The 20724-nt window shown below is 65.2% G+C and carries 20 protein-coding genes, 1 other RNA gene and 1 pseudogene; 10 read left to right on the forward strand and 12 right to left on the reverse strand.

Annotation, left to right across the window (positions count from 1 at the left end; all coding sequences use genetic code 11):
- Positions 1 to 3165 carry a serine/threonine-protein kinase gene (locus A5775_RS02575; protein ID WP_067246919.1) on the reverse strand — a complete coding sequence of 1055 codons (3165 nt, stop codon included), beginning with the start codon at positions 3163 to 3165 and terminating at the stop codon, positions 1 to 3.
- 154 nt (positions 3166 to 3319) lie between these two features.
- On the opposite strand from A5775_RS02575, the gene A5775_RS02580 reads away from it, so the two are divergent.
- From A5775_RS02580 to A5775_RS25260, 5 genes are all read left to right on the forward strand, one after another.
- On the forward strand, positions 3320 to 3760 hold the full coding sequence (locus A5775_RS02580) for a nitroreductase family deazaflavin-dependent oxidoreductase (RefSeq protein WP_067246922.1): 441 nt from the start codon (positions 3320 to 3322) through the stop codon (positions 3758 to 3760).
- Positions 3761 to 3899: 139 nt separating this feature from the next.
- Positions 3900 to 4361 carry a DUF1942 domain-containing protein gene (locus A5775_RS02585; protein ID WP_067246925.1) on the forward strand — a complete coding sequence of 154 codons (462 nt, stop codon included), beginning with the start codon at positions 3900 to 3902 and terminating at the stop codon, positions 4359 to 4361.
- A gap of 56 nt (positions 4362 to 4417) precedes the next feature.
- On the forward strand, positions 4418 to 4876 hold the full coding sequence (locus A5775_RS02590; RefSeq protein WP_067246928.1) for a hypothetical protein: 459 nt from the start codon (positions 4418 to 4420) through the stop codon (positions 4874 to 4876).
- 1111 nt (positions 4877 to 5987) lie between these two features.
- Positions 5988 to 6548, forward strand: coding sequence for a sigma-70 family RNA polymerase sigma factor (locus A5775_RS02595; protein WP_231995101.1), 561 nt, complete (start codon positions 5988 to 5990; stop codon positions 6546 to 6548).
- A 56-nt stretch (positions 6549 to 6604) separates the two neighbouring features.
- Positions 6605 to 6778, forward strand: coding sequence for a hypothetical protein (locus A5775_RS25260; RefSeq protein ID WP_156660540.1), 174 nt, complete (start codon positions 6605 to 6607; stop codon positions 6776 to 6778).
- Positions 6779 to 6788: 10 nt separating this feature from the next.
- Here A5775_RS25260 and A5775_RS02600 read toward each other — a convergent pair whose 3' ends face one another.
- The gene (locus A5775_RS02600) at positions 6789 to 7235 is read right to left on the reverse strand and encodes a hypothetical protein (protein WP_067246934.1); all 447 of its coding nucleotides are present in this window, start codon (positions 7233 to 7235) and stop codon (positions 6789 to 6791) included.
- Between the two features lie 540 nt (positions 7236 to 7775).
- On the opposite strand from A5775_RS02600, the pseudogene A5775_RS26005 reads away from it, so the two are divergent.
- A pseudogene (locus A5775_RS26005) lies at positions 7776 to 8078 on the forward strand (alpha/beta hydrolase fold domain-containing protein); the annotation flags it as partial.
- Positions 8075 to 8371: an alpha/beta hydrolase fold domain-containing protein gene (locus tag A5775_RS26010; RefSeq protein ID WP_067246936.1), complete on the forward strand. Its 297-nt coding sequence runs from the start codon at positions 8075 to 8077 to the stop codon at positions 8369 to 8371. The pseudogene A5775_RS26005 and the gene A5775_RS26010, both read left to right, overlap by 4 nt.
- Positions 8372 to 8419: 48 nt before the next feature.
- Here the strand turns inward: A5775_RS26010 and ssrA are convergent.
- The 9 genes from ssrA to prfB form a co-directional block, all read right to left on the reverse strand.
- Positions 8420 to 8787, reverse strand: a transfer-messenger RNA (tmRNA) gene (ssrA, locus tag A5775_RS02610).
- 87 nt (positions 8788 to 8874) lie between these two features.
- Positions 8875 to 9720, reverse strand: coding sequence for a maleylpyruvate isomerase family mycothiol-dependent enzyme (locus tag A5775_RS02615; protein WP_067246937.1), 846 nt, complete (start codon positions 9718 to 9720; stop codon positions 8875 to 8877).
- Positions 9721 to 9766: 46 nt separating this feature from the next.
- Positions 9767 to 10609: an EamA family transporter gene (locus A5775_RS02620; RefSeq protein ID WP_156660542.1), complete on the reverse strand. Its 843-nt coding sequence runs from the start codon at positions 10607 to 10609 to the stop codon at positions 9767 to 9769.
- Positions 10606 to 11115, reverse strand: coding sequence for an SsrA-binding protein SmpB (gene smpB / locus A5775_RS02625; RefSeq protein WP_067246944.1), 510 nt, complete (start codon positions 11113 to 11115; stop codon positions 10606 to 10608). The genes A5775_RS02620 and smpB overlap by 4 nt, the downstream gene beginning before the upstream one ends.
- 2 nt (positions 11116 to 11117) lie before the next feature.
- Positions 11118 to 12011: a permease-like cell division protein FtsX gene (gene ftsX / locus A5775_RS02630; RefSeq protein WP_067246946.1), complete on the reverse strand. Its 894-nt coding sequence runs from the start codon at positions 12009 to 12011 to the stop codon at positions 11118 to 11120.
- A complete protein-coding gene (gene ftsE / locus A5775_RS02635) occupies positions 12012 to 12701 on the reverse strand; it encodes a cell division ATP-binding protein FtsE (RefSeq protein ID WP_067247250.1) in 690 nt (229 codons plus the stop codon). It abuts the gene before it with no gap.
- 43 nt (positions 12702 to 12744) lie between these two features.
- Positions 12745 to 13224, reverse strand: coding sequence for a hypothetical protein (locus tag A5775_RS02640; protein ID WP_067246949.1), 480 nt, complete (start codon positions 13222 to 13224; stop codon positions 12745 to 12747).
- Positions 13221 to 14207, reverse strand: a complete 987-nt coding sequence (locus A5775_RS02645) for a mechanosensitive ion channel family protein (protein ID WP_067246952.1) — start codon at positions 14205 to 14207, stop codon at positions 13221 to 13223. Before A5775_RS02645 ends, A5775_RS02640 begins: the two co-directional genes overlap by 4 nt.
- Positions 14197 to 15309 carry a peptide chain release factor 2 gene (gene prfB / locus A5775_RS02650; RefSeq protein ID WP_067246956.1) on the reverse strand — a complete coding sequence of 371 codons (1113 nt, stop codon included), beginning with the start codon at positions 15307 to 15309 and terminating at the stop codon, positions 14197 to 14199. Before prfB ends, A5775_RS02645 begins: the two co-directional genes overlap by 11 nt.
- Positions 15310 to 15479: 170 nt before the next feature.
- Here prfB and A5775_RS02655 point away from each other — a divergent pair, with 170 nt between their 5' ends.
- The gene (locus A5775_RS02655; protein WP_067246959.1) at positions 15480 to 16856 is read left to right on the forward strand and encodes an FAD-dependent oxidoreductase; all 1377 of its coding nucleotides are present in this window, start codon (positions 15480 to 15482) and stop codon (positions 16854 to 16856) included.
- A 72-nt stretch (positions 16857 to 16928) separates the two neighbouring features.
- Positions 16929 to 17345: a pyridoxamine 5'-phosphate oxidase family protein gene (locus tag A5775_RS02660; protein WP_067246963.1), complete on the forward strand. Its 417-nt coding sequence runs from the start codon at positions 16929 to 16931 to the stop codon at positions 17343 to 17345.
- On the opposite strand, the gene A5775_RS02665 is transcribed toward A5775_RS02660, so the two are convergent.
- Positions 17340 to 18122 carry a universal stress protein gene (locus tag A5775_RS02665; RefSeq protein ID WP_067246966.1) on the reverse strand — a complete coding sequence of 261 codons (783 nt, stop codon included), beginning with the start codon at positions 18120 to 18122 and terminating at the stop codon, positions 17340 to 17342. The genes A5775_RS02660 and A5775_RS02665 overlap by 6 nt on opposite strands.
- A 257-nt stretch (positions 18123 to 18379) precedes the next feature.
- On the opposite strand from A5775_RS02665, the gene A5775_RS02670 reads away from it, so the two are divergent.
- Positions 18380 to 20722, forward strand: coding sequence for a nitric-oxide reductase large subunit (locus A5775_RS02670; RefSeq protein ID WP_067246970.1), 2343 nt, complete (start codon positions 18380 to 18382; stop codon positions 20720 to 20722).
- Positions 20723 to 20724 lie beyond the last annotated feature (2 nt).

Genomic DNA, 20724 nt, shown 5'->3' on the forward strand with positions numbered 1-20724 from the left:
CTACACGAAATCCAGGGCCTCCACCGTCGCAACGGGTCCTTCATGGGTGGGCCGGTTGGCGCCACCGATGCAGTACACGGTGTGGCCGACCGTCGCGACCGCCTCGGCGTGACGCGGGGTGGGCAGCGGGGGCAGCGTGGCCCACTTCCCATCGGCGATGTCGTACATTTCGGCCACTCCCAACACTCGCGTTGGTTCCTCGCCGCCGACCGCCACGATTCGGCCATCGATGAACGTGGCACCGTAGCTTCCCCGCGGGGTTGGCATGTCCACCAACGTGTTCCAGGTCCCCGCTTGCGGGTCGAACCGTTCGAACGCCGCGGAGTTCTTGTCAGAGGACAGGAACCTGCCGCCGACCGTGTACATGTAGGTGCCGTCGGAGGCGGCAGCCAGGTGTTCGCGCGGGGTGGGCATGTTGTCGGCATCGCGCCACGAGCTGCCGTCGAAAACCTCGGTCTGCGGGACGAGCTGCTTGGCGTTCTGTCCGCCGGCGATGACGAGTTTGTCACCGACGACCGCGGCCGCCGCCGCCGCCCGGGCGTGGGTGAGGCCGGCCAACTCCACCCAATTGCCGCCACGCAACGCCAACACCTTGGTGGAAGCCTCCGCCAGATCGCCGCTGGCGCCCCCGAGCACCACCACCTCGCCGCGATACGTGGCCGCCGCGGCGTGGTGCAGCGGGACGGGCAACGGAGGTTCTGTTTGCCACGCGCCGGTGCGCGGGTCATAGCTCTCGACCGTCTGCAGCGCGACTCCATCGCGCAGGCCGCCCATGATCCAGATCTTGTCGCCCAGCACGGCCCAGGCCGTCATCAGCCTGGGTGTCGGCGCGTCCGGCAGGGCACGCCACTGCGCGGCCGGCTGAGTCACCCGCGCCGGTAGCTGCAACGCTTCCGCGGTTGAGGTCACCTGGCCGTCGCCGACGGCCGTCGATCCGCCGATCGCGTAGACCGATTTCCCCACCGCGTCGACCGCCATGCCGTGGCGCGCAGACCCCATGTCCGGCAAGCCCGCCCACGTCTTCGTCGACAGATCGAGCACCGCCACGCTCTTGAGGACTTGCCCCGCTGACTGACCCCCGGCGGCGACCAGGCGCCGGTCGGCGATCGCCACCCCGAGGTCACTGCGTGGTTGGGGAAGGTCGGGCAATTTCGTCCAGGTTTTCGCAGCTGCGTCGTACGCCTCGACCGTCGCCAGGTCGGAGCTGCCGTTGGTTCCGCCGACCGCGTACACCAGCTTTCCGTCCGACGCCGCGGCCAACGTCTGCCGCGGGGTCGGGATGGGGGCGGCGAGGGTCCAGGTGTTGCCGTCGAAGATCTCGGTGGAGTTCAGCAGCGCGCCGTTCGCACCGACACCGCCCGTGACGATGATGTGGTCGCCCACCACCGCCGCGGCCGCCGCCGCGCGTGGCTGCAACAGATGCGGCAACTCCACCCAGTGACTGTTGACCACACGCCACACCTGGTCGCTGGCAACGGTTTGCGGGCCCGCAGCGCGCCAGCCGCCGAGCACAATCGGGTTTCCCTGCCACGTCACGGCCATGGCATGTTGGACAGGAACCGGGAGATCGTCGCCGCTCTTCCAGCTGTCGATGACGGGGTCATAGCCCTCGTGATTGGCGACGACGGCGTGGTCGCTTCCGATTCCGCCGAAAATCCAGATCGTGCCGTCGGCCTGAGTGGTTGCCGCGGCGTCGCGCGCAATGCGCGCGTTCGTGATCGGCTGCCACTTCACCGAGGCCAGGCCCGGCTGGCTCGCGGCGGCCTGGGGGTGGCGCTTGCCCTGCTTCAGCAACACATAGACACCGCCGCCCAGCACCAACACAGCCACCACGATCCCCACGGCGATCAACGCGACCATGACGCGGCTGCGCTTCGTTTTTGGCGGTTTCAGCCACGCCACCGCCCCGGTCGCCAGCCCGCGCGGCGTGCCCGGACCTCGCCCGGTAGAAGTCGTCGGCGCGATCGCGTCGGTGACGCTCGTCGGTTCGGGGATCGCCTGGGTCGGCTCAGACGTGTTGGGGGCAGCCGGAACCGGTCGCCTCGAATCCGCGCCGTGTGGGCCGCGCGCGACGGCGGGTGCTCGACCCGCCTGTTGCCGGCCGGCGGGCCGTGACGGCGGAAGCGGTGGCGTCACCGTGTTGCGATCGCTCAGCGGATTCATCAGCGAGGTGGCGCTTTCCGGGTCGGCGATCCGTGGGCCCGGTTTCGCAATCCTCGGCGGCCTCGGCACCGGCCGCACAGCACGCCCCGAACCTGCACCGGCGGCGGTAATCGCCATCGAGTCGGGCTTCAACCCGTTGCGGCGCAGGCTCTCCTGCAGCGCGCGACCGAACTCCGCCGCCGAGGCCGGCCGTTCGGCCTGGTCGAACGCCATTGCTTTCTCGATCGCCGAACACACCGCGTCCGGAATCCCACGGGGCCGCAAGTCCGGGATTCGCGTGCTTTTGATCCGCGTGTATTGCGCAAGGAGGTCTTCACCACTACGGCGCTCGTATGCGGCGTTGCCGGCAACCAGCGCGTACAGCGTGGCGCCGAGAGAGTAAACGTCGGTTTCGACCGTCGCCGGATCGCCGGTCATCACCTCAGGCGCGAGGAAATCGACTGTGCCAGAAAACAACCCGGCCGCCGTTTCATACCCCCCAGCGACGTGCGCCGTCCCGAAATCAGTGAGTTGGGGTTCGCCGTAATCGTTGACCAGAACATTCGCGGGCTTGATATCGCGGTGCAAAGTGCCGGTCAGGTGGGCGGTTTCGAGCGCCCCGGCCAATTTCACACCGATTCGCATGGCTTCGGGCCAGGCGATCGGCCCCTCACGCTGCACCCGCAGGCCCAGGGAACCGGCGGCGCAGTACGACATCACGATGTATGGCCGGCCCCCCGCGGTCACGCCGACGCGCAGAATGTTGACGATGTTCGGATGGCCCGAGAGCCCGCCCATGGCGTAGCCCTCACGCAGGAATCGCTCGCGACTCTCGTCGTCGACAAATGTCGGCAGCACCTTGATGGCGACGTTTCGCCCGAGCGCGGCTTCGTGACAGCGATACACCACCCCGGCGGCGCCTCGAGCGATCTGGCGGGCGTCGTCGAATCCGGCGGCAGCCAACTCCGCGACGATGTCGCTCGGTCCCGGCGCCCGGGGGCGAACCGTGGGTCTTTCAGCCATTTCGTGGCCTCAACTTCCCAGGCAACTGATGAATCGAGTTAAGCGTAGCGAACATGAACGCACAGCTAAACGGTTCCGGCGAGGATCGTGGCGAAGCCCCGGGCCGATAAAGAGGCACTGGCGACACCGACGCTACGGAGCGAGACTGGCAGCTATGAGTTTCGTGGAGGAAAGGGTGCTCCCGCAGCTGCTGCGGGTGCACCCCACGGTGTATCGGAAGACAAACGGCTGGATCGGTCACCGCGCCTTGTGGATACCGAGCCTGCTACTGCATACCGTCGGCGCGAAGACCGGCAAGCACCGCACGTCGTCGCTGACCTACGCCCGCGACGGTGACAACTACCTGGTCGTCGCCTCCAAGGGCGGTGCGCCCCAGGCCCCCGGCTGGTACCACAACCTGAAAGCCAACCCCGACGTGGAGATCAACGTCGGCCCAAGGCGTTTCGCCGTCACCGCACGACCGGTGCTCTCCGACGACCCCGACTACCCGCGGCTATGGCAGATCGTCAACGAGAACAACCAAAACCGCTACGTCGAATATCAGAAGCGGACGTCGCGACCCATTCCGGTCGTGGTCCTGAGCCCGAAAGGTTAGAACGGCGGTGCATTGCACCCACACCTCAAGACCACGAAGGCGTCGGCAGGTTTGAAACCGGCGAGTCGGGATACGCCCCAGCAATGGCCAATCAAGCGGCTACCGCTTGTTGACCAGCAACCTAGGGAAGGAGTTGGGCATGATGCTCTCCACGGTCGCCCTGAAAGCGACGGCAGCTGCCGCCGGCATCGCGACGGCAGGAATCCTGATGGCGTCGCCGGCACTGGCCGACGCCCAAACCGTTGCGTTTGGCCAATCGGCAGAGATTGCCAGCGCAAACGGCGCAGAAGCCATCAACTACACCGTGAACAACCTGCAGCCCAGCGGTCACAACGATGGCATCTGGTACTCCGATGTCACGGCCACGGGCGTACGCGGCAACGCGACCCCGGTCATTGCCGACTTCAACGCGCGGGCCGTCAACAGCTCGACCTATGCCGTGATGAAAGGGCACGAAGTGGACGGCCTTCCTAACCAGCCGATCGCGCCGGGCGCCCAGGCGACCGGGCGGCTCTACTTCGACGTTCGCGGGGGCACCGCACCGGACAGCGTTGTCTACCGGGATGCCGCCGGCGTCGACAAGGTCGTCTGGAAGAGCTAACGGAGGCGCACACGCCTGGACCGGTCGCCGGCGGTAATCAGGGCACGATGTCTCTCATGGTTGCCGTCCACCGCGCGCCGATGCGCTCCCGCAACGATGCCGTCGAGCCACAAGCTGCCATCGATCGCGCTCGACGGCTCGGCCTGTGCGGTTTCGGGCAATACGTGAGTCGGTCGGGCGAGCAGGAGCGGCTTGTACGTCGGATCGCCCGATTTGCCGAGCTCGACGACGGCTCGTTTGTGTGGACCCGCGGCACCGACGGGTGGTTCTGGTTGGGCCGCATCTGCGGGCCGTACTTCTATGACGCCGACGAAATGGCCGCGGCAGTGGATTTGGTGCACGTAAGACCATGCGAGTGGCTGTCGGTACCGGTGCCGGAACAGGATGTACCGTCCGCTGTCATCGCCACATTCGGCCGCGGTGGACGGAACTTTCAGGAAATCCACCACCGCTCGATCGATGAGCAGACACAAAGGATTTGGGATGCCCGCAGGAATCAACCTGCGGACGACTAGCCGAACCTCGTGCCCACAAAGGAAGCAGGCCAGGACGAATAATCGCTCTGGCCTGCTAACTAATCGATCTCAGTTGTCGAGCTGCCGGGAATCGAACCCGTTTGACGGTTGTGGCGCCAGAGCGCGGGCATGCCCTGAGCTGCGAAATGACATTCACCTTGATTCACCGGAGCTGACCTCTTTGGACACCAAGTGTGCCCAAAATGTGCCCAGGCGGTCTCGACACAGAACAACAAATGCGTTGCCTTCCACGCATTGCCTTGCGGCATGCGATGCGGACTGCAATCTACAGTGGCCTGCGACATAGGTTGCAGATCAACAGCTTTGGCGCACATCTCAGCTAGAATCCGGACTAGGAAAGCATCGATGCAAGGTGCTGGGCTGAGCAAGTGTCGTGCCGGGGAACACGCTCTGGTTAGCGGCCTCGGCGCCTGCCGCAATGGGAGTGCCTGATGGCCAAGCGACGCACCTAAGCGCGACAGGCGGGGCCGGTTCGCTTCCACCGGCACCTCCCGTGCACGCCGAGTCGGGCCCGGGGGTGAATACGGGGGTGTACACGTCGGCGCGAAGTTACGCACAAAGCGTCGCGGCGAGTACTACGTCGGCGTCTCGGCTGGCCGCAGAATCGCGACGCCATACTCGGCGGAGATAACAGCACACAGCTGCGCAGCCGTAGACGTCATGATCATGGGGCGCGGCGGGGTGAACTGTCGTCGCCCGACTCCGTCATTCACCCGGGTGATATCCGAACAGAGCGAAGCGCAGCCACAGCGCCGGCGGCCAACTTGATGTAGTGGGCGGCGCGGGCGTTCACCCGGATGAATTGCCTCGGCGGGTGATGACCACTCACCCCGCGGCGGTGGATCCTTGCCCCAGAACGAACAAATCCGCGCCCCTCACGCCTTCACCGGTTTCTCGGCCGGGGACCGCGAGCTCGGCCCGGGGTTTTTCAGGGTGCAATTGCCCGCGCATGTACAGGGGCAGAAAGAAGACGATGCGATGACCGGCGCCGATGCCTCCAGACGATCAGGCGTGCCAATGCTTTTCGCGATGGCAGGAAGATAGCGTGGCTCGCGTGCGCGCGGAATGCGCAAAGGTGTCAGACTGCCGTTTGAGCGAGCAGTTCGAAAGCGCCGTCTCCCCGCTTCTTGAGCCTCTCTATCGGCAAGCGCTTCGGATGACCTCCAGTCGAGCGGATGCGGAGGATCTTTTGCAAGAAACATTGCTGAACGCATATGTCGGTCTCCGGGCATTCGAGCCGGGAACGAACCTCAAAGCGTGGCTGCGACGGATCATGACGAACACCTACATCAACAACTATCGGAGACAAAAGCGCCGTCCCGTACAACATTCGACTGGCGAGATCACCGACCAACAGTTAATGGCCAGTGCCTCACGTACACCTGGGGGGCTACGGTCGGCCGAAGAGCAGGCGCTCGAAATGCTGCCCGACTCCTACCTCAAGACGGCAATGATGGACTTGCCCGAGCAGTTTCGCATCGCCGTGTATTTCGCCGATATTGCGGGATACTCCTACAAGGAGATCGCCACCATGACGGACACCCGGCAAGGAACGGTGAGTTCGAGGCTCAACCGCGGACGAAAACAATTGCGCGATCGCCTATTCGACTCGCCAGTCGTGCATGCGGCCAGGACGATCGACAAGTCCTGATGGAAAACGCGAGAGTTCAGGGCACATGTAAGGGTTCCCCGTCGTCGCCCTGGGGTGTGACGTTACCGGCACCGGAACATCTGGTGTTCTATGCCGGCGTCGGTGCAATGGCCGTATTTGGGATCCTGGAATGGCCCGTCGTCGCTGCGTTGGTGGTCGGGCACACACTCGTCAACGCACAGCACAACAAGGTTCTTCAATCACTTGGCGAAGCATTGGAAGAGGCCTAGCTGCAATACATTACGAGCCGGACTGGATTAAGAAGGCGACCCCGCTGGCAATCAACCCAAATAGTAGGTGTAGCCCGAACGCGATCGGCACAGGGTTCAGCTTCGCGACCTCACGTGCACCCGGATGAATCGCACCGATGCCAACATAGTTGATGAGCCAGAGCGCTGCGCCGGCCACCAAACCAGTTGCGAGGTACGCATGCGTGAAATTTTGCGCCACAAAGACTATGACGATGCCAAACACAGCCGAGAGCACGATGTGCAGGGCTGCGCCAACCAGGGTGGCCACCCCAAACGACCTGGTGTTTGCGCGACCCGGGCCCAGAATGATCCCGCCGATACTGTTCGGCAGCCCCCACAGACCCCGCCCACTCGCCGCGCCGTAGGCCATGCCTAGCGCGGCTATGGCGAGTCCGCCGACAATGCCGCCAATAACGCCAGCGATGTAGCCGATCACAGTTCCTCCTTGTCAGAACGCGTCTCCGCGTCACACGCGAACATTTTGGTGAAGCTGGACCCTTCTGCTGATCGTTCTCGGCGACTTCTGCTGGGCAGTTCCGCCTTTGCCCAGGCAAGATGAGTTGTGGCCCAGGCGATAACACCCGGCGCCACACGTATATCGATGTGGAACAGACATCAGTCTGCTGCCCGGCAGGGTGAGCCGTCATCACCCCAGCGTTGTTTCACCCGGGTGACTTCTGGCGCGGTGCCAACTGCTGATGCCCGTTGTCGATCACGCTGTAAGCAGCGCAGCTTCGGCGACATCAATCGAGGCTGGGCGCTCAGGAGATGAGGGCTCCGCAGCTGAGTTGCGAACGCGCGGTGGGGAATTCGAGCTGCCGATCCGCGCCGTCGAGTCTGCCGCCGGCAATCAAATCAATCAGACGCCGCTTGCTGCCGGAGTCCCGGTCGAACGAGTCGTGCCGCCGAATGCGCGGCCCGATGCCGCGTTGCTCTCTTCCTGCACGGCGGCGGATAGGCGTCGGGCAACGCACGGGGCTACCGAGGCTTCACGGGCGCCCTCGCCGCTGCGGGCGCCATTCAGGTCGTCGTCGCCGATTACCGTCTTGCACCAGAGCATCCGTTCCCCGCCGCTCTGGACGACGCATTTGATGCCTACCGAGCGCTTTCGGAGCAATTTGTGACGATCGCGGTGGCCGGCGACTCGGCCGGCGGCGGGCTAACACTCGCGCTGGCCCAGCGGATTCGGGAAACATCGCTGTCAGCGCCCGCCGCGCTGGGGTCGATCTGTCCGTGCTGGATCTCGTCGTCGACCAAACCGCAGCACGGTCACCTGTGAAGGATCCGATCATCATCCCGTCGCTCATCACGGAATGGTGCGAGTTCTATGCGGGGACATGTGACGCGGCCGATCCCCGCATCTCTCCCCTCCGCGGCGACCTCGCGTCACTACCTCCGATCGTCATGCACTCGGCCGTAGACGATCTGCTTGCGGTCGATGCCGACAACCTTGAACGCCAGATTGCGATGCAGATCGGCATCGGGCGTAGCTCCTCAAACGAGGTCGACGACAGCTTGCCGTTGAACCGGTCGAAGCCATGCCATGGGCGCAGCTTAACCGGCGGATGTTGATGAAAAAAGAAAGCTGGCCAGATCTTAAAGCTCTGACCAGTCATTTCTCAGTGGAGCTGCCGGGAATCGAACCCGGGTCCTACGGCATTCCCTCAAGGCTTCTCCGTGCGCAGTTCGCTATGCCTCTACTCGGATCTCCCGGTCACGCGAACCAGCCAGGATGACGATCCCAGTCGCTGTTGGTGTCCCGATAAGTCCCGCGACCGGACTCATCGGTGGATCCCTCTAGCTGACGCCAGGCTCCGGGTCGAGGGAGTTCCCGGTCTGACGGACTAGCTGTCGCTTAGGCAGCGAGAGCGTAGTCGCGCTGATGTGAATCGGCGCTTATCTGTTTGCAACGACGCTCACGGTGGTCGGTTGCCTGCACCGGCACGCTTCCCTTGATTCGATGCGCGAAGTCGAAACCTTTCAGCCCCTCGCACCCCGCCGACTTTCGGCAGGAATATCAATGGTACCCGCCTATCAACCAGCGGCAACGGAATTATCTTCCCCGCCGGCCGCGATCAGATCACAAAGTTGAGGTGCTCGACGATCTGGCCGGCCACCTGGTTGTTGCCGCCGACTTCGACGGCCTGGGAGCGCGCGGGGCACATCGGGCGGCCGCCGGCGAGCCTGGTGAACTGCAGCCCGTCCAGCCGGATCGTCGCTGTCGGCTCGTGTCCCGCGAAGTCGTCGACCACCGCGGCGCGCCCGTCGACGCTCACCCGGACGGTGCGGGCCAGCGGGCCGGTCAGCTCGAACTGGACGCGCGAACCCTCGGGGGCCTTGGCCAGCCTGCCCACGACGTAGCCCATCGTGGCCGCGATCTCGTCGACAGCAAGCGCTGCCGCCGGACCGGCGAGCTCGTCGTCGGAGGGCGGCCGCCCCAACGCCACGCGGATGTCTTGCTCGTGCATCCAGCAGTCGAACACCCGGATCCGCATGAAACGGCCGTAGGTGTCCGGGCCCGTGGGGGTCGCCGTGACCGCGTCCCACTCCTCGTCGGACAGGCCCGTCAGGGCGGCACGCCGATCCTCTGTGATCGCCCGGAAGCTTTCCAGCACGTCGGCGTCGGCGTGCGCGCCCAGATGGCGAACCCAGCACTCGTTCATCGCCCCGATGTCGTTGCGCACGTGCTCGAGCGCCGAGACGTCGATATCGGGCTGGGGTGCGGCGATGCCCGCGAGGAAGGACTCGGTGCCGATCATGTGTGACACCACGGCTTTGACGTCCCAGCCCGGCAGCGGACTCGCGGCCCGCCATTGTGCTTCGGACAATTCGGCCAGCAGCGCGTCGATGTCGTCCCACACCGCGAAGAGACCGGAGAGGACGGCGGACTTGTCGAGCTTGGTGACGGGGCGATCGGCCATGGTCAGGATCGTAAGCCGGTCGGCTGCCGGCCGACAGAATGCCGCATCAGGCGGACGCGATCATCGCCACGGATCCCATGGCGAGCACCATGCCGATCCCCTGCCAGCGGGTCACCCGCTCGCGCAGCACGACCACCGCCAGCACGACCGTCGCGGCCGGATACAGCGAGATCAGGATGCTGGCCAACGACAGCAGCCAGGTGTGCAGCGCCACCAGCATGGTGATGTTGGCGAAGATGTCCAGGACGGCGACGGCCACCGCCAACTTCAGCGGGTTTCCGCGCGGCATCTTCAGATTCTGGCTGCCTGCGGCCATGACGAAGATCACCAGGCTGGCCGCCACCCGGGCGAATACCAGGGGCCACAGCTTGCAGACGTGCGGTGCCTGATGCAGAAACACCAGGTTCAGCCCCATCGCCGAACCCGCAACGACTGTGAGCCAGGCCACCTTTGGGGTGAACCGATACGGGGTGCCCTCGACGGGAGCCTCGCGGCTGACCAGCATCACCGCTGCCAGCGCCAGCACGACGCCCACCAGGGCCGCTTGTCCCGGCCGCTCCCCCAGCGCCATACCGACCGCCACGGGCACGGCGGCGTTGAGCACGGCGGCCAACGGTGAGACGACCGAAATCGGACCCGAACCCAGCGCCGCGAAGAACGCCCACATCCCGAACGCCATGCCGATTCCGTACAGGGTGCCCCACAACACGGCGCCGAAATGAATAGGGCCACCGACGAAGAGGGCCATCACACCCAGTAAGACTGTCTCGATCGGATAGGCGACCAGCATGACGCGCAGCGCGGCCACCCGCCGAGCTGCGACGCCGCCCACAAAATCGCTGACACCGTACGTAACGGCCGACAGCTGGGCGTAAGCGGCCCCGATCAGGTCATGCCCTTTGCCCGGCGCCCCAATTCCCGGACCACTTCGCGCTGTGCATCGCGCTGGGCCAGGTCCTGGCGTTTGTCGTAAGCCCTTTTGCCGCGCGCAAGGGCAAGTTCGACCTTGACCTTGCCCTCGGAGAAATACAGAGACAGCGGCATCAAGGCGAGGTTACCATCTCGAATCTTGCCGACCAGCCTGTCGATTTGTTGCCGATGTAACAACAACTTTCGGTTGCGCCGCGGATCGTGATTGGTCCAGCTACCGTGCTGATACTCCGCGATGTACAAGTTACGCAACCAAACTTCGCCGTCGTCGATCGTTGCGAAAGCGTCAGCTAACGAGGCTTGCCCTTCGCGCAGGCTCTTAACCTCGGTGCCCTGCAACGCCACTCCCGCCTCGAACGATTCGAGGATCGAATAGTTATGTCGCGCTTTGCGATTGGTGGCCACAATCTGTTTGCCGCCACCTTTGCCGCCCGCCGCCTTGGCCCGGCCGGATCCCTTGGCCACAGCTACCGCCGGATGTAGAGGCGCAAGGTCGCGTACGCCGTCAGGGCCGCCATCGACACGCCGAGCAGGAACAGCCACGGCGCGATATAGAGAATGTCGGCGTAGTCGACCTTGGCGATCAGGTGAGCTTGGTAGAACTGGCTCAGCGCGTTGTCCAGGAACAACGCCCGCACCAGCATCAGACCGAGGACCGCGATGGCGACACCGATGGACGCGGCCAGCATCGCCTCCACCAGGAAGGGCAGCTGGGTGTACCAGCGGCTGGCACCCACCAGCCGCATGATCCCGATCTCGGTGCGTCTCGTGTAGGCCGCGACCTGCACCATGTTGGCAATCAACAGGATCGCCCCGACGGCCTGCACCAGCGCGACGGCGAACGCGGCGTCGCGCAAGCCGTCCAGCACCGCGAACAGCCGGTCGATGAGATCTTTTTCGTTGAGGATGCTGCGCACCCCGGGCTGGCCCTGCATCGCGGCATCGAATTCCGCGTGCTGTTCGGGGTTGTTCAGTTTGACGATGAACGACGCGGGAAACGAGTCCTTCCCCGCCACGTCCTTGAATTCCGGGAACTTCTTGATGGCGTCGTTGTAGGCGTCTTGCCGGTTGACGAACCGCACCGACTTGACGTCTTGTCGCGCATCGACCTTGTCGCGCAGCGCCTTACACGGCGCGGTCGAACACGTCGCGTCGTTGGCGGAGATGTCGTCGGTGAGGAAGACCTGCGTCTCGACGCGGTCGAGATAGATCTCCCGGGAATTGTCGGCCAGCCGGACCACCAGCAGACCGCCACCGAAGAGCCCGATCGAGATGGCGGTGGTCAGGATCATCGCGGCCGTCATCGTGACGTTGCGGCGGAGTCCGGTCAGGACCTCGTTGAGCAGGAAGCCAAAGCGCACTTAGCGATCCATCCCGTAGATGCCGCGCTGCTCGTCGCGAACCAGCCTGCCCAACGACAACTCCACGACGCGCTGGCGCATCGAGTCGACGATGTGATGGTCGTGCGTCGCCATCAGCACCGTCGTGCCCGTGCGGTTGATCCGCTCCAACAAATCCATGATGTCCTTACTGGTATCTGGGTCGAGGTTGCCCGTCGGCTCGTCGGCCAACAGCACCAGCGGCCGGTTGACGAACGCGCGGGCGATCGCCACCCGCTGCTGTTCACCACCGGACAACTCGTGGGGCAGCCGATTGGCCTTGCCGGACAGGCCGACGGTTTCCAGCACGTCGGGCACCACCCGATTGATCGCGTCGGTTCGTTTGCCGATCACTTCCAGGGCGAACGCGACGTTCTCGTAGACGGTCTTTTGCTGCAGCAGGCGAAAGTCCTGGAAAACGCAGCCGATGACCTGGCGCAGCCGCGGGATGTGCCGCCCGCGCAGCTTGTTGACGTGGAACTTCGACACCCGGACGTCGCCGGCCGACGGGGCCTCCGCGCCAAGCAGCAGCCGCATGAAGGTCGACTTGCCCGAACCCGACGGGCCGATCAGGAAGACGAATTCACCCTTGTCGATCTTGACGTTGACGTCCTCCAGCGCCGGGCGCGCCGACGCTTTGTATTTCTTGCTGACGTGGTCCAGGGTGATCATCACGGCACGCCAGTGTAGCGGTGATTTTCGCTGGCAGGCGAAGTCAACGGGCCGGGGGCGTGGAAGTAGGCGTCGGGCCGGGACCCGGCTGCGGTTGCTCGGGCGCCGGGGTGGGCGAGGTTGTCTTGGGCGGGCAGAACGGCTCCGGGAGTACGCACGGCAGCTGGGGTAGCTGGAACGGCGGTGTGGTGGTGGTCGTGGTCACCGGGGGTGGTGGCGGCGGCGGCGTGGTCGTCGGGGTCGGCGTATAGGTGACGGTGGCCGGCGGCTGCTGCACCCGGCTGCGCGGCACCCACGTGTAGTTGGGGTCGGGCACGAACCCCGGCGGCACCATCTGTTGGGCCGGAGGCGTGGGCGCCGCTTCCGGGCGGTAGGTGTCGTAGACCCACCACACCACGAAGAACGCGATGATCAGCACGAAGGTCGACGTGCGCATCCGCCCGCGGAAGACGTAATTGGGCCAGCGATGTTCGGCATCCTTGTCGTCGCCACGCTTCTCGAGGATGTTCAGGGTGAATTTCAACGCTTCTGCCCCGCACCTTGGACGTCATCGTCGGTTTGCTGTTCGGCGGCCTGGGCCGCCGGGACGGCCGGGTCCTCGACGAGCCCCACCCGCGCGTCCGCCGCCGTCACGATTCCGACGCGCGCCAGCGCACGAATGACCAGAACGCGCAGCTGCCGGCCGACCTCGAACTGCTTGCCGGGCAGGGTGCGGGCCACCAGACGCAGGGTGACGGTGTCGACGGCGATGCTTTCGACGCCCATCACCGTGGGTGCATCCAACAGCAACGCCCCCAGCACGGGGTTGTCCCTCGCGTGGTCGCATTCCTGATGCAACACCTCGTTCACCCGGTTGAGGTCGGCGCTGGTCGACACCGGGATATCCACCACCGCGCGTGCCCAGTCTTTGGACAGGTTGACCACCTTGACGATCTGCCCGTTGGGAATGGTCAGTACCTCGCCATCCGGTGAGCGCAGTCGGGTCACCCGCAACGTCACGTTCTCGACCGTGCCGCTGGCTTCCGTTGCGGAAACGACGGTGAGGGTGACCAGGTCCCCGAAGCCGTATTGCCTCTCCATCAGGATGAAGAAGCCGGACAACAGGTCTTTCACCAACTGCTGCGCCCCGAAACCGAGTGCCGCCCCGACCACCGTGGCCGGCGCGACCAGTCCTCCCACCGAGAACCGCAGGATGTCGGCGATCTGCAGCATCACCCAGATGCCGATGATGACGACGGATACCCAGGAGATCACCGACGCCACGGCCTGGCGGTGCTTGGACGCTTCCGAGCGCACCAGCGCGTCGCTGTCGGTGAAGCCCATGTTGAGCTGCCGGGTCACCTGCAGTGCCACCCAGTTGACGAATCGCGCCGCCAGCATCGCGGCGATCAGCACCATGACTACCCGAAGACCCCTGGTGATGATCCACTCACCGAACTCGCCCCGCCAGAAGTCGTGCCAGCGGGACGTCATCGAGGTGGCGAGAACGCTTGTGTTATTCGTCATCTTTTCGGTTGCGCCAACGGATTCCCGCTTCCAGGAACCCGTCGATGTCTCCATCCAGGACGGCCGCGGGATTGCCGACCTCGTACTCGGTCCGCAGATCCTTGACCATCTGATAGGGCTGCAGCACGTAGGAGCGCATCTGGTTGCCCCACGAACTGCCACCTTCGCCTTTTAACGCGTCTAGCTCCGCGCGTTCTTCGGATCGCTTGCGCTCCAACAACTTTGCCTGAAGCACTCGCATTGCCGAGATCTTGTTCTGCAGTTGCGATTTTTCGTTCTGGCAAGTCACGACGATACCCGTTGGGACGTGGGTTAAACGTACCGCCGAGTCGGTGGTGTTCACGGATTGGCCGCCCGGGCCACTCGAGCGGTAAACGTCAACGCGCACATCGCCTTCCGGAATGTCGATGTGATCGGTGGTCTCCACCACCGGCAGCACCTCGACTTCGGCGAAGGACGTCTGACGTCGGCTTTGGTTGTCGAACGGGCTGATTCGCACCAGGCGATGCGTGCCCTGCTCCACCGACAGCGTGCCGTAGGCGAACGGTGCGTGCACGGCGAACGTGGCGCTCTTGATGCCGGCCTCTTCGGCGTACGAGGTGTCGAACAGCTCAACGGGATACTTGTGCTGCTCGGCCCACCGGATATACATCCGCATCAGCATCTCGGCCCAGTCGGCCGCGTCCACCCCACCGGCGCCGGAACGGATCGTGACCAGCGCCTCGCGTTCGTCGTACTCGCCCGAGAGCAGGGTGCGCACCTCGGTGGCCTCGATCTCTGCCTGCAGCGCCTTCAGCTCGGCGTCGGCCTCGACCAGCGCGTCCGCGGCGCCTTCGCCCTCCTCGGCGGCCAGCTCGTAGAGCACCGGCAGATCGTCCAGCCGCCCCCGCAGGTCCTCGATCCGGCGCAGCTCCCCCTGAGCGTGAGACAACTCACTGGTCACCCGCTGGGCGCGGGCCTGGTCGTCCCACAACTGGGGATCGGACGCGTCGTGTTCGAGCTTCTCGATGCGGGTGCGCAGACCGTCCACATCGAGAACCCGCTCCACCGTGGTCAGGGTGGAGTCAAGGGCGGCGATGTCGGCTTGACGGTCAGGTTCCACAGCCGACAACGTTACCGGGGGCCTCCAAGCTGCTCAGCCCCGGCGAGTGCTGAGGTCACGACCAGGGGTCATGCGTTTAGAGTCGAGGCACGATCATGTGCGCCCCGCGTTGCGCGCCGGCCTGTTTTGGGAGCCCCCGGCGACGAGCGGGCCCGAATAGAAGGTCGAGAATGCGCCCATACCACGTTGCAATCGTCGGTTCCGGACCGTCGGGGTTCTTCGCCGCGTCCTCCTTGCTGAAGGCGGCCGACGGGTCCGAGGAGATCGACATCGCCGTCGACATGCTGGAGATGCTCCCCACCCCGTGGGGGCTGGTGCGCTCCGGCGTCGCGCCCGATCACCCGAAGATCAAGTCGATCAGTAAGCAATTCGAGAACACGGCCCAAGATCCACGCTTCCGTTTCTTCGGCAACGTCGCGGTCGGCGAACACGTGCAGGCCAGTGAGCTCGCCGAGCGCTACGACGCCGTCGTCTATGCCGTCGGGGCGCAGTCCGATCGCGCGCTGAACATTCCCGGCGAGGAGCTGGATGGCAGCATCGCGGCAGTCGATTTCGTGGGCTGGTACAACGCGCATCCGAACTTCGAGGAGTCCACGCCCGACTTGTCGGGTGCGCGGGCGGTGGTCGTCGGCAACGGCAACGTCGCCCTGGACGTCGCGCGCATTCTGGTCATGGACCGCGACGTGCTGGGCCAGACCGACATCGCCGACCACGCCCTGGAGTCGTTGCGCCCGTGCGGCGTCGACGAGGTGGTGGTCATCGGTCGGCGCGGGCCGCTGCAGACCGCCTTCACCACGCTCGAGCTGCGCGAGCTGGGCGATCTGGAAAACGTCGACGTGATCGTCGATCCGGCCCAACTGGAGGGCGTGAGCGACGAGGATGCGGCCGCGGCCGGCAAGACGGCCAAGCAGAACATCAACGTGCTGCGCAATTACGCGCAGCGCTCCCCGCGGCCGGGCCATCGCCGGATCGTGCTGCGCTTCATGACCTCGCCGATCGAGATCAAAGGCGAGGGCCGGGTGGAACGGATTGTGCTCGGCCGCAACGAGCTGACCACCGACGCCAACGGGCGGGTCTACGCGAACGACACCGGTGAGCGCGAGGAGCTGCCGGTGCAGCTGGTGGTGCGCTCGGTCGGTTACCGCGGCGTGCCCACCCCGGGGCTGCCGTTCGACGAGAAGACCGCGACGATCCCCAACAGCGGGGGACGGATCGACGGCAGCCGCAACGAATACGTGGTCGGGTGGATCAAGCGCGGGCCGACCGGCGTCATCGGCACCAACAAAAAGGACTCCCAGGACACCGTGGACACGCTGCTCGCCGACCTGACCTCCGCCGCCCGTGCCGATCGTGGCGGCCTGGCGGATTTCCCGGACGACCACGCCGACCGGTTGGCCGACTGGCTGGCGTCGCGCCAGCCCAAACTGGTCACCTCGGCGCACTGGGAGATCATCGACGCCCATGAGCGGGCGGCCGGGGAGCCGCACGGGCGCCCCCGCGTCAAGCTGCCGAGTTTGGCGAAGTTGCTTCGGGTCAGTCACGGCTGATCGCCGGTTTTAGTCGGGGCGAGGGACGAACGGCTCTACTCAACGTCACCGATTCTCCGTAGCGTTGAGGTCGTGGACAGCGACCAGCCGGTGAGCGTGCTTGCGGAAGACGAGAACTGGAATCTGCTGGGCAGTGTCACGCTCGGCCGGCTGGTCACCAACTTCGCCGGGGAGCCCGAGATCTTCCCGGTCAACTTCGTCGTCCAAGACCGCACCGTGCTGTTCCGGACGGCCGAGGGCACCAAACTGTTCTCGGCCGTGGCGAATCACGCGGTGGTCTTCGAGGTGGACGACCACAACCTCGTCGAGGGCTGGAGCGTGATCGTCCGCGGTCGCGCGCGGCTGCTGAAGACCGACGCGGACATTCACCAGGCCGAACGCGCGCAGTTGTTGCCGTGGACAGCCACGCTCAAACCGCACTATGTGCGGATCACCCCGACCGAAGTCACCGGCCGTCATTTCCGGTTCGGCCCGGAGCCCCAGTTATAGGTTGCCGCAGCGGATCGCGAGCACGGAGTGCCCCGCGTCGCACAGATGCTCGGCGCGGTAGGAGTCGGTGACCAACAGCCGGCCCGCTTCGTGCTGGGCGCGCAGGTAACGGTCCACGGTGCCGCCCACGACGGCCTGCTCGGCGTTCACGTCGGGATACAACCGCATCCACCGTGCCAGTCGACGATCCAATTGCGCATGTGCCGTTGGGTTTCCGGGCGCACCGCCGCGGGTGCTCGTCGAGATGGACAGCGCCCGCAGTGTGGCTCGGCGCAGTCTCGCTTCCTCGAACGCGTGCCGCAACACCGTGCCGTTGTCCACTTCGACGACAACGCTACTGACCTGCCCCGCCGGCGCCGACTGTTGGATCACGGCAACCGGACACAGCGCCGTGCGGACCAATGAGGACGCAACCGAGGGCCCGCCGCGACAGGCGTGGTTGAGCCCGATCTGCCCGACGCAGATCATCACCGCCGACCTCGATTCCTCGATCAGCTTGAAAACCGTTTTGCCCCAGAGGATGTCGGCCTCCACCTTGACCTGTTCGCCGACGGCATCGACGGCGTGGTGGGCGTCGGCCAGTGCGGCGCGCGCGACGGCGAGGCGGGTGTCGCCGGTGCGCACGCCGGCGGCATCGCGCGGATCGATGACGTACACCAACCGCAGCGGGATATCGCGGCTGGCCGCCTCGTCGACCGCCCAGACCGCCGCAAGGGTCGCCGCCCGGGATCCGTCGACTCCTACGACAATTGCCGGAGCTGGATACACGTTGCTCATCGCGATTCCCTCCGTTGAGCGGTAAACGAGTCTTCGCTACGTCATTCACTCTTAGGCTATTGCCGGTAAAGCGTTCTCCCCCAGAGGCATTGGTCCCGAAATTGGTGCCATTAGGCCCTATTGGCCCCGCAGCATGGGAAATTTACTGTTGCCATCGCGACGCCAGCAACCGAATACTGGGTGCGGACGAAAGCCAGGTTTGTTCGACATGCGAGACAGCGGCACCACAGCCATCACCTAGACGGGAGACCTCGCGCATGACCGCTCAACCGACCTCCGCCCAACAGCCATCCGCTCAACAGTCATCGTCACAGCCCCTGGTGGGAAAGGGCTGGGTCCAGGGCGTCGCCCTCGTCATGATCTTCGGTTTCCTGGTGATGGGCATCCTGGCCTACCGCACGTATTCGGCGTCGATGCCGATGCCGGACAAGGTCGTCAGCGAATCCGGTCAGCTGCTGTTCACGGGCGACGACATCACCCGAGGTCAGGAGCTTTACCAGGCGCGCGGACTGATGGAATACGGCTCAGTGCTGGGCCACGGCGCCTATCTGGGGCCCGACTACACCGCCGAATACCTGCGCGCGGCCACGCAGGATGTCGCCGACCAACTGCGGGCCCAGGGCGTCACCGACCCGCGTGATCGGGTGGTCACCGAGTTTCGCACCAACCGCTACAACCCGGCCACGAAGACGCTGGTGTTCACCGATCGGCAGGCCGCGGCGTTCGAGCACATCAAGGGCCGGTACGCCGCCTACTTCGGGGAGAACTCGACGAAATACGGCCTGTTGCCGCACCTGATCACCGACAAGGCGGAAGTCCGTGACCTGACGGGGTTCTTCGCCTGGACGGCGTGGGCCGCGGCGGCCGAGCGCCCCGGTCACCGGTACACCTACACCAACAACTGGCCCGCGGAGTCGCGTGTCGACAACGGCCCCACCGCATCCGTGATCGTCTGGTCGGCACTGTCGCTGATCGCGTTGCTGGGCGGCATCGGCGTCATGTTCGCGGTCTACGGCCGCTGGAGCCAGAAAGTGGGCTGGCACAGCGCCGAGACATCCACCCTGTCCTTCCGCCAGCCCGGCGAGGTGAGCCTGACGCCCGCGCAGCGCGCCTGCATCTGGTTCTTCGCAATCGTGTCGGTGCTGTTCCTGGCCCAGACGCTGCTGGGCGCGGCGGCCGAGCACTACCGGGCCGATCTGTCGACGTTCTTCGGCATCGATCTGGCCCGGATCTTGCCGTACAACCTGGCCCGCACCTGGCATCTGCAGCTGTCGCTGTTCTGGACCGCGGCGGCCTTTTTGGCCGGGGGCATCTTCTTGGTGCCGTTCATCTCCCGTCGCGAACCCAAGCGTCAAGCGCTGCTGGCCTACGTGTTGCTCGGGGCGGTCGCCGTGGTGGTGTTCGGCTCGCTGATCTCTGAGGCGCTGTCCATCTACGGCGTGATCCCGGCCGGCGGGCTGTTCTCCCAGCAGTGGGAGTACCTCGACCTGCCGCGGCTGTGGCAGATCCTGCTGATCATCGGCATGTTCGTGTGGATCGCCATCATCTGGCGCGGCATCCGCGGCAGGCTCAAGGGCGAGTCGAAGATGAACATGCCCTGGATGTTCTTCTTCTCCGGGCTGGCCATCCCGGCCTTCTACGCCGTGGGCCTGCTGGCCGGCAGCGACACCCACTACACCGTCGCGGACTTCTGGCGGTTCTGGGTCGTGCACCTGTGGGTGGAGGACTTCCTCGAGCTGTTCACCACGGTGATGGTGGCCTACATGTTCGTGCTGCTGGGCGTGGTGCGCGAACGGATCGCGCTGGGCGTCATCTACTTGGACGTCATCCTGTACTCCGCCGGCGGTGTCATCGGCACCATGCACCACCTGTATTTCTCCGGCACGCCGGTGGAACACATGGCGCTGGGCGCGTTCTTCTCGGCCGCCGAGGTCATTCCGCTGACATTCCTGACGGTCGAGGCCTGGGCGTTCTTGCAGCTCGGTGCGCGCCAGCAATCCGGCGACGCCAACCCGTTCCCGCACCGCTGGGCGGTCATGTTCCTGGTCGCGGTGGGCTTCTGGAACTTCTTGGGGGCAGGCATCTTTGGGTTCCTGATCAACCTGCCCATCGTCTCCTACTACCAGATCGGTACCGCGCTGACTGCCAACCACGCGCATGCGGCAATGATGGGCGTCTACGGCATGCTCGCCGTCGGCCTGGCCATGTTCGCGTTCCGCTACGTGATCCCGGCCGACAAGTGGCCCGAGAAACTGGCGCGGATCTCCTTCTGGTGCTTGAATATCGGGCTGGCGTGGATGGTGTTCGCCACCCTGCTGCCACTGGGCGTGCTCCAGCTCTACCACTCAGTCAATGACGGCTATTTCGAGGCGCGGTCGCTGGGCTACATCACCAAGCCGGGCAACGCGGTGCTCGAATGGCTCCGGATGCCGGGTGACATCATCCTGATCGTCGGTGGTGTGCTGCCCTTCGTCTGGATCGCCTGGATCGCGCTGCGCAACTTCCGATCGGGAACGACGGTTCAGGAATTGCCCGAAAATCCGCTGTACACCCTCTCGACCGAGCCGGAGGCCGGCGCCGCGGTGCCGGTGAAGGATTGACG

This window comes from Mycobacterium sp. 852002-10029_SCH5224772, assembly GCF_001667315.1.
Classification (GTDB): Bacteria; Actinomycetota; Actinomycetes; order Mycobacteriales; family Mycobacteriaceae; genus Mycobacterium.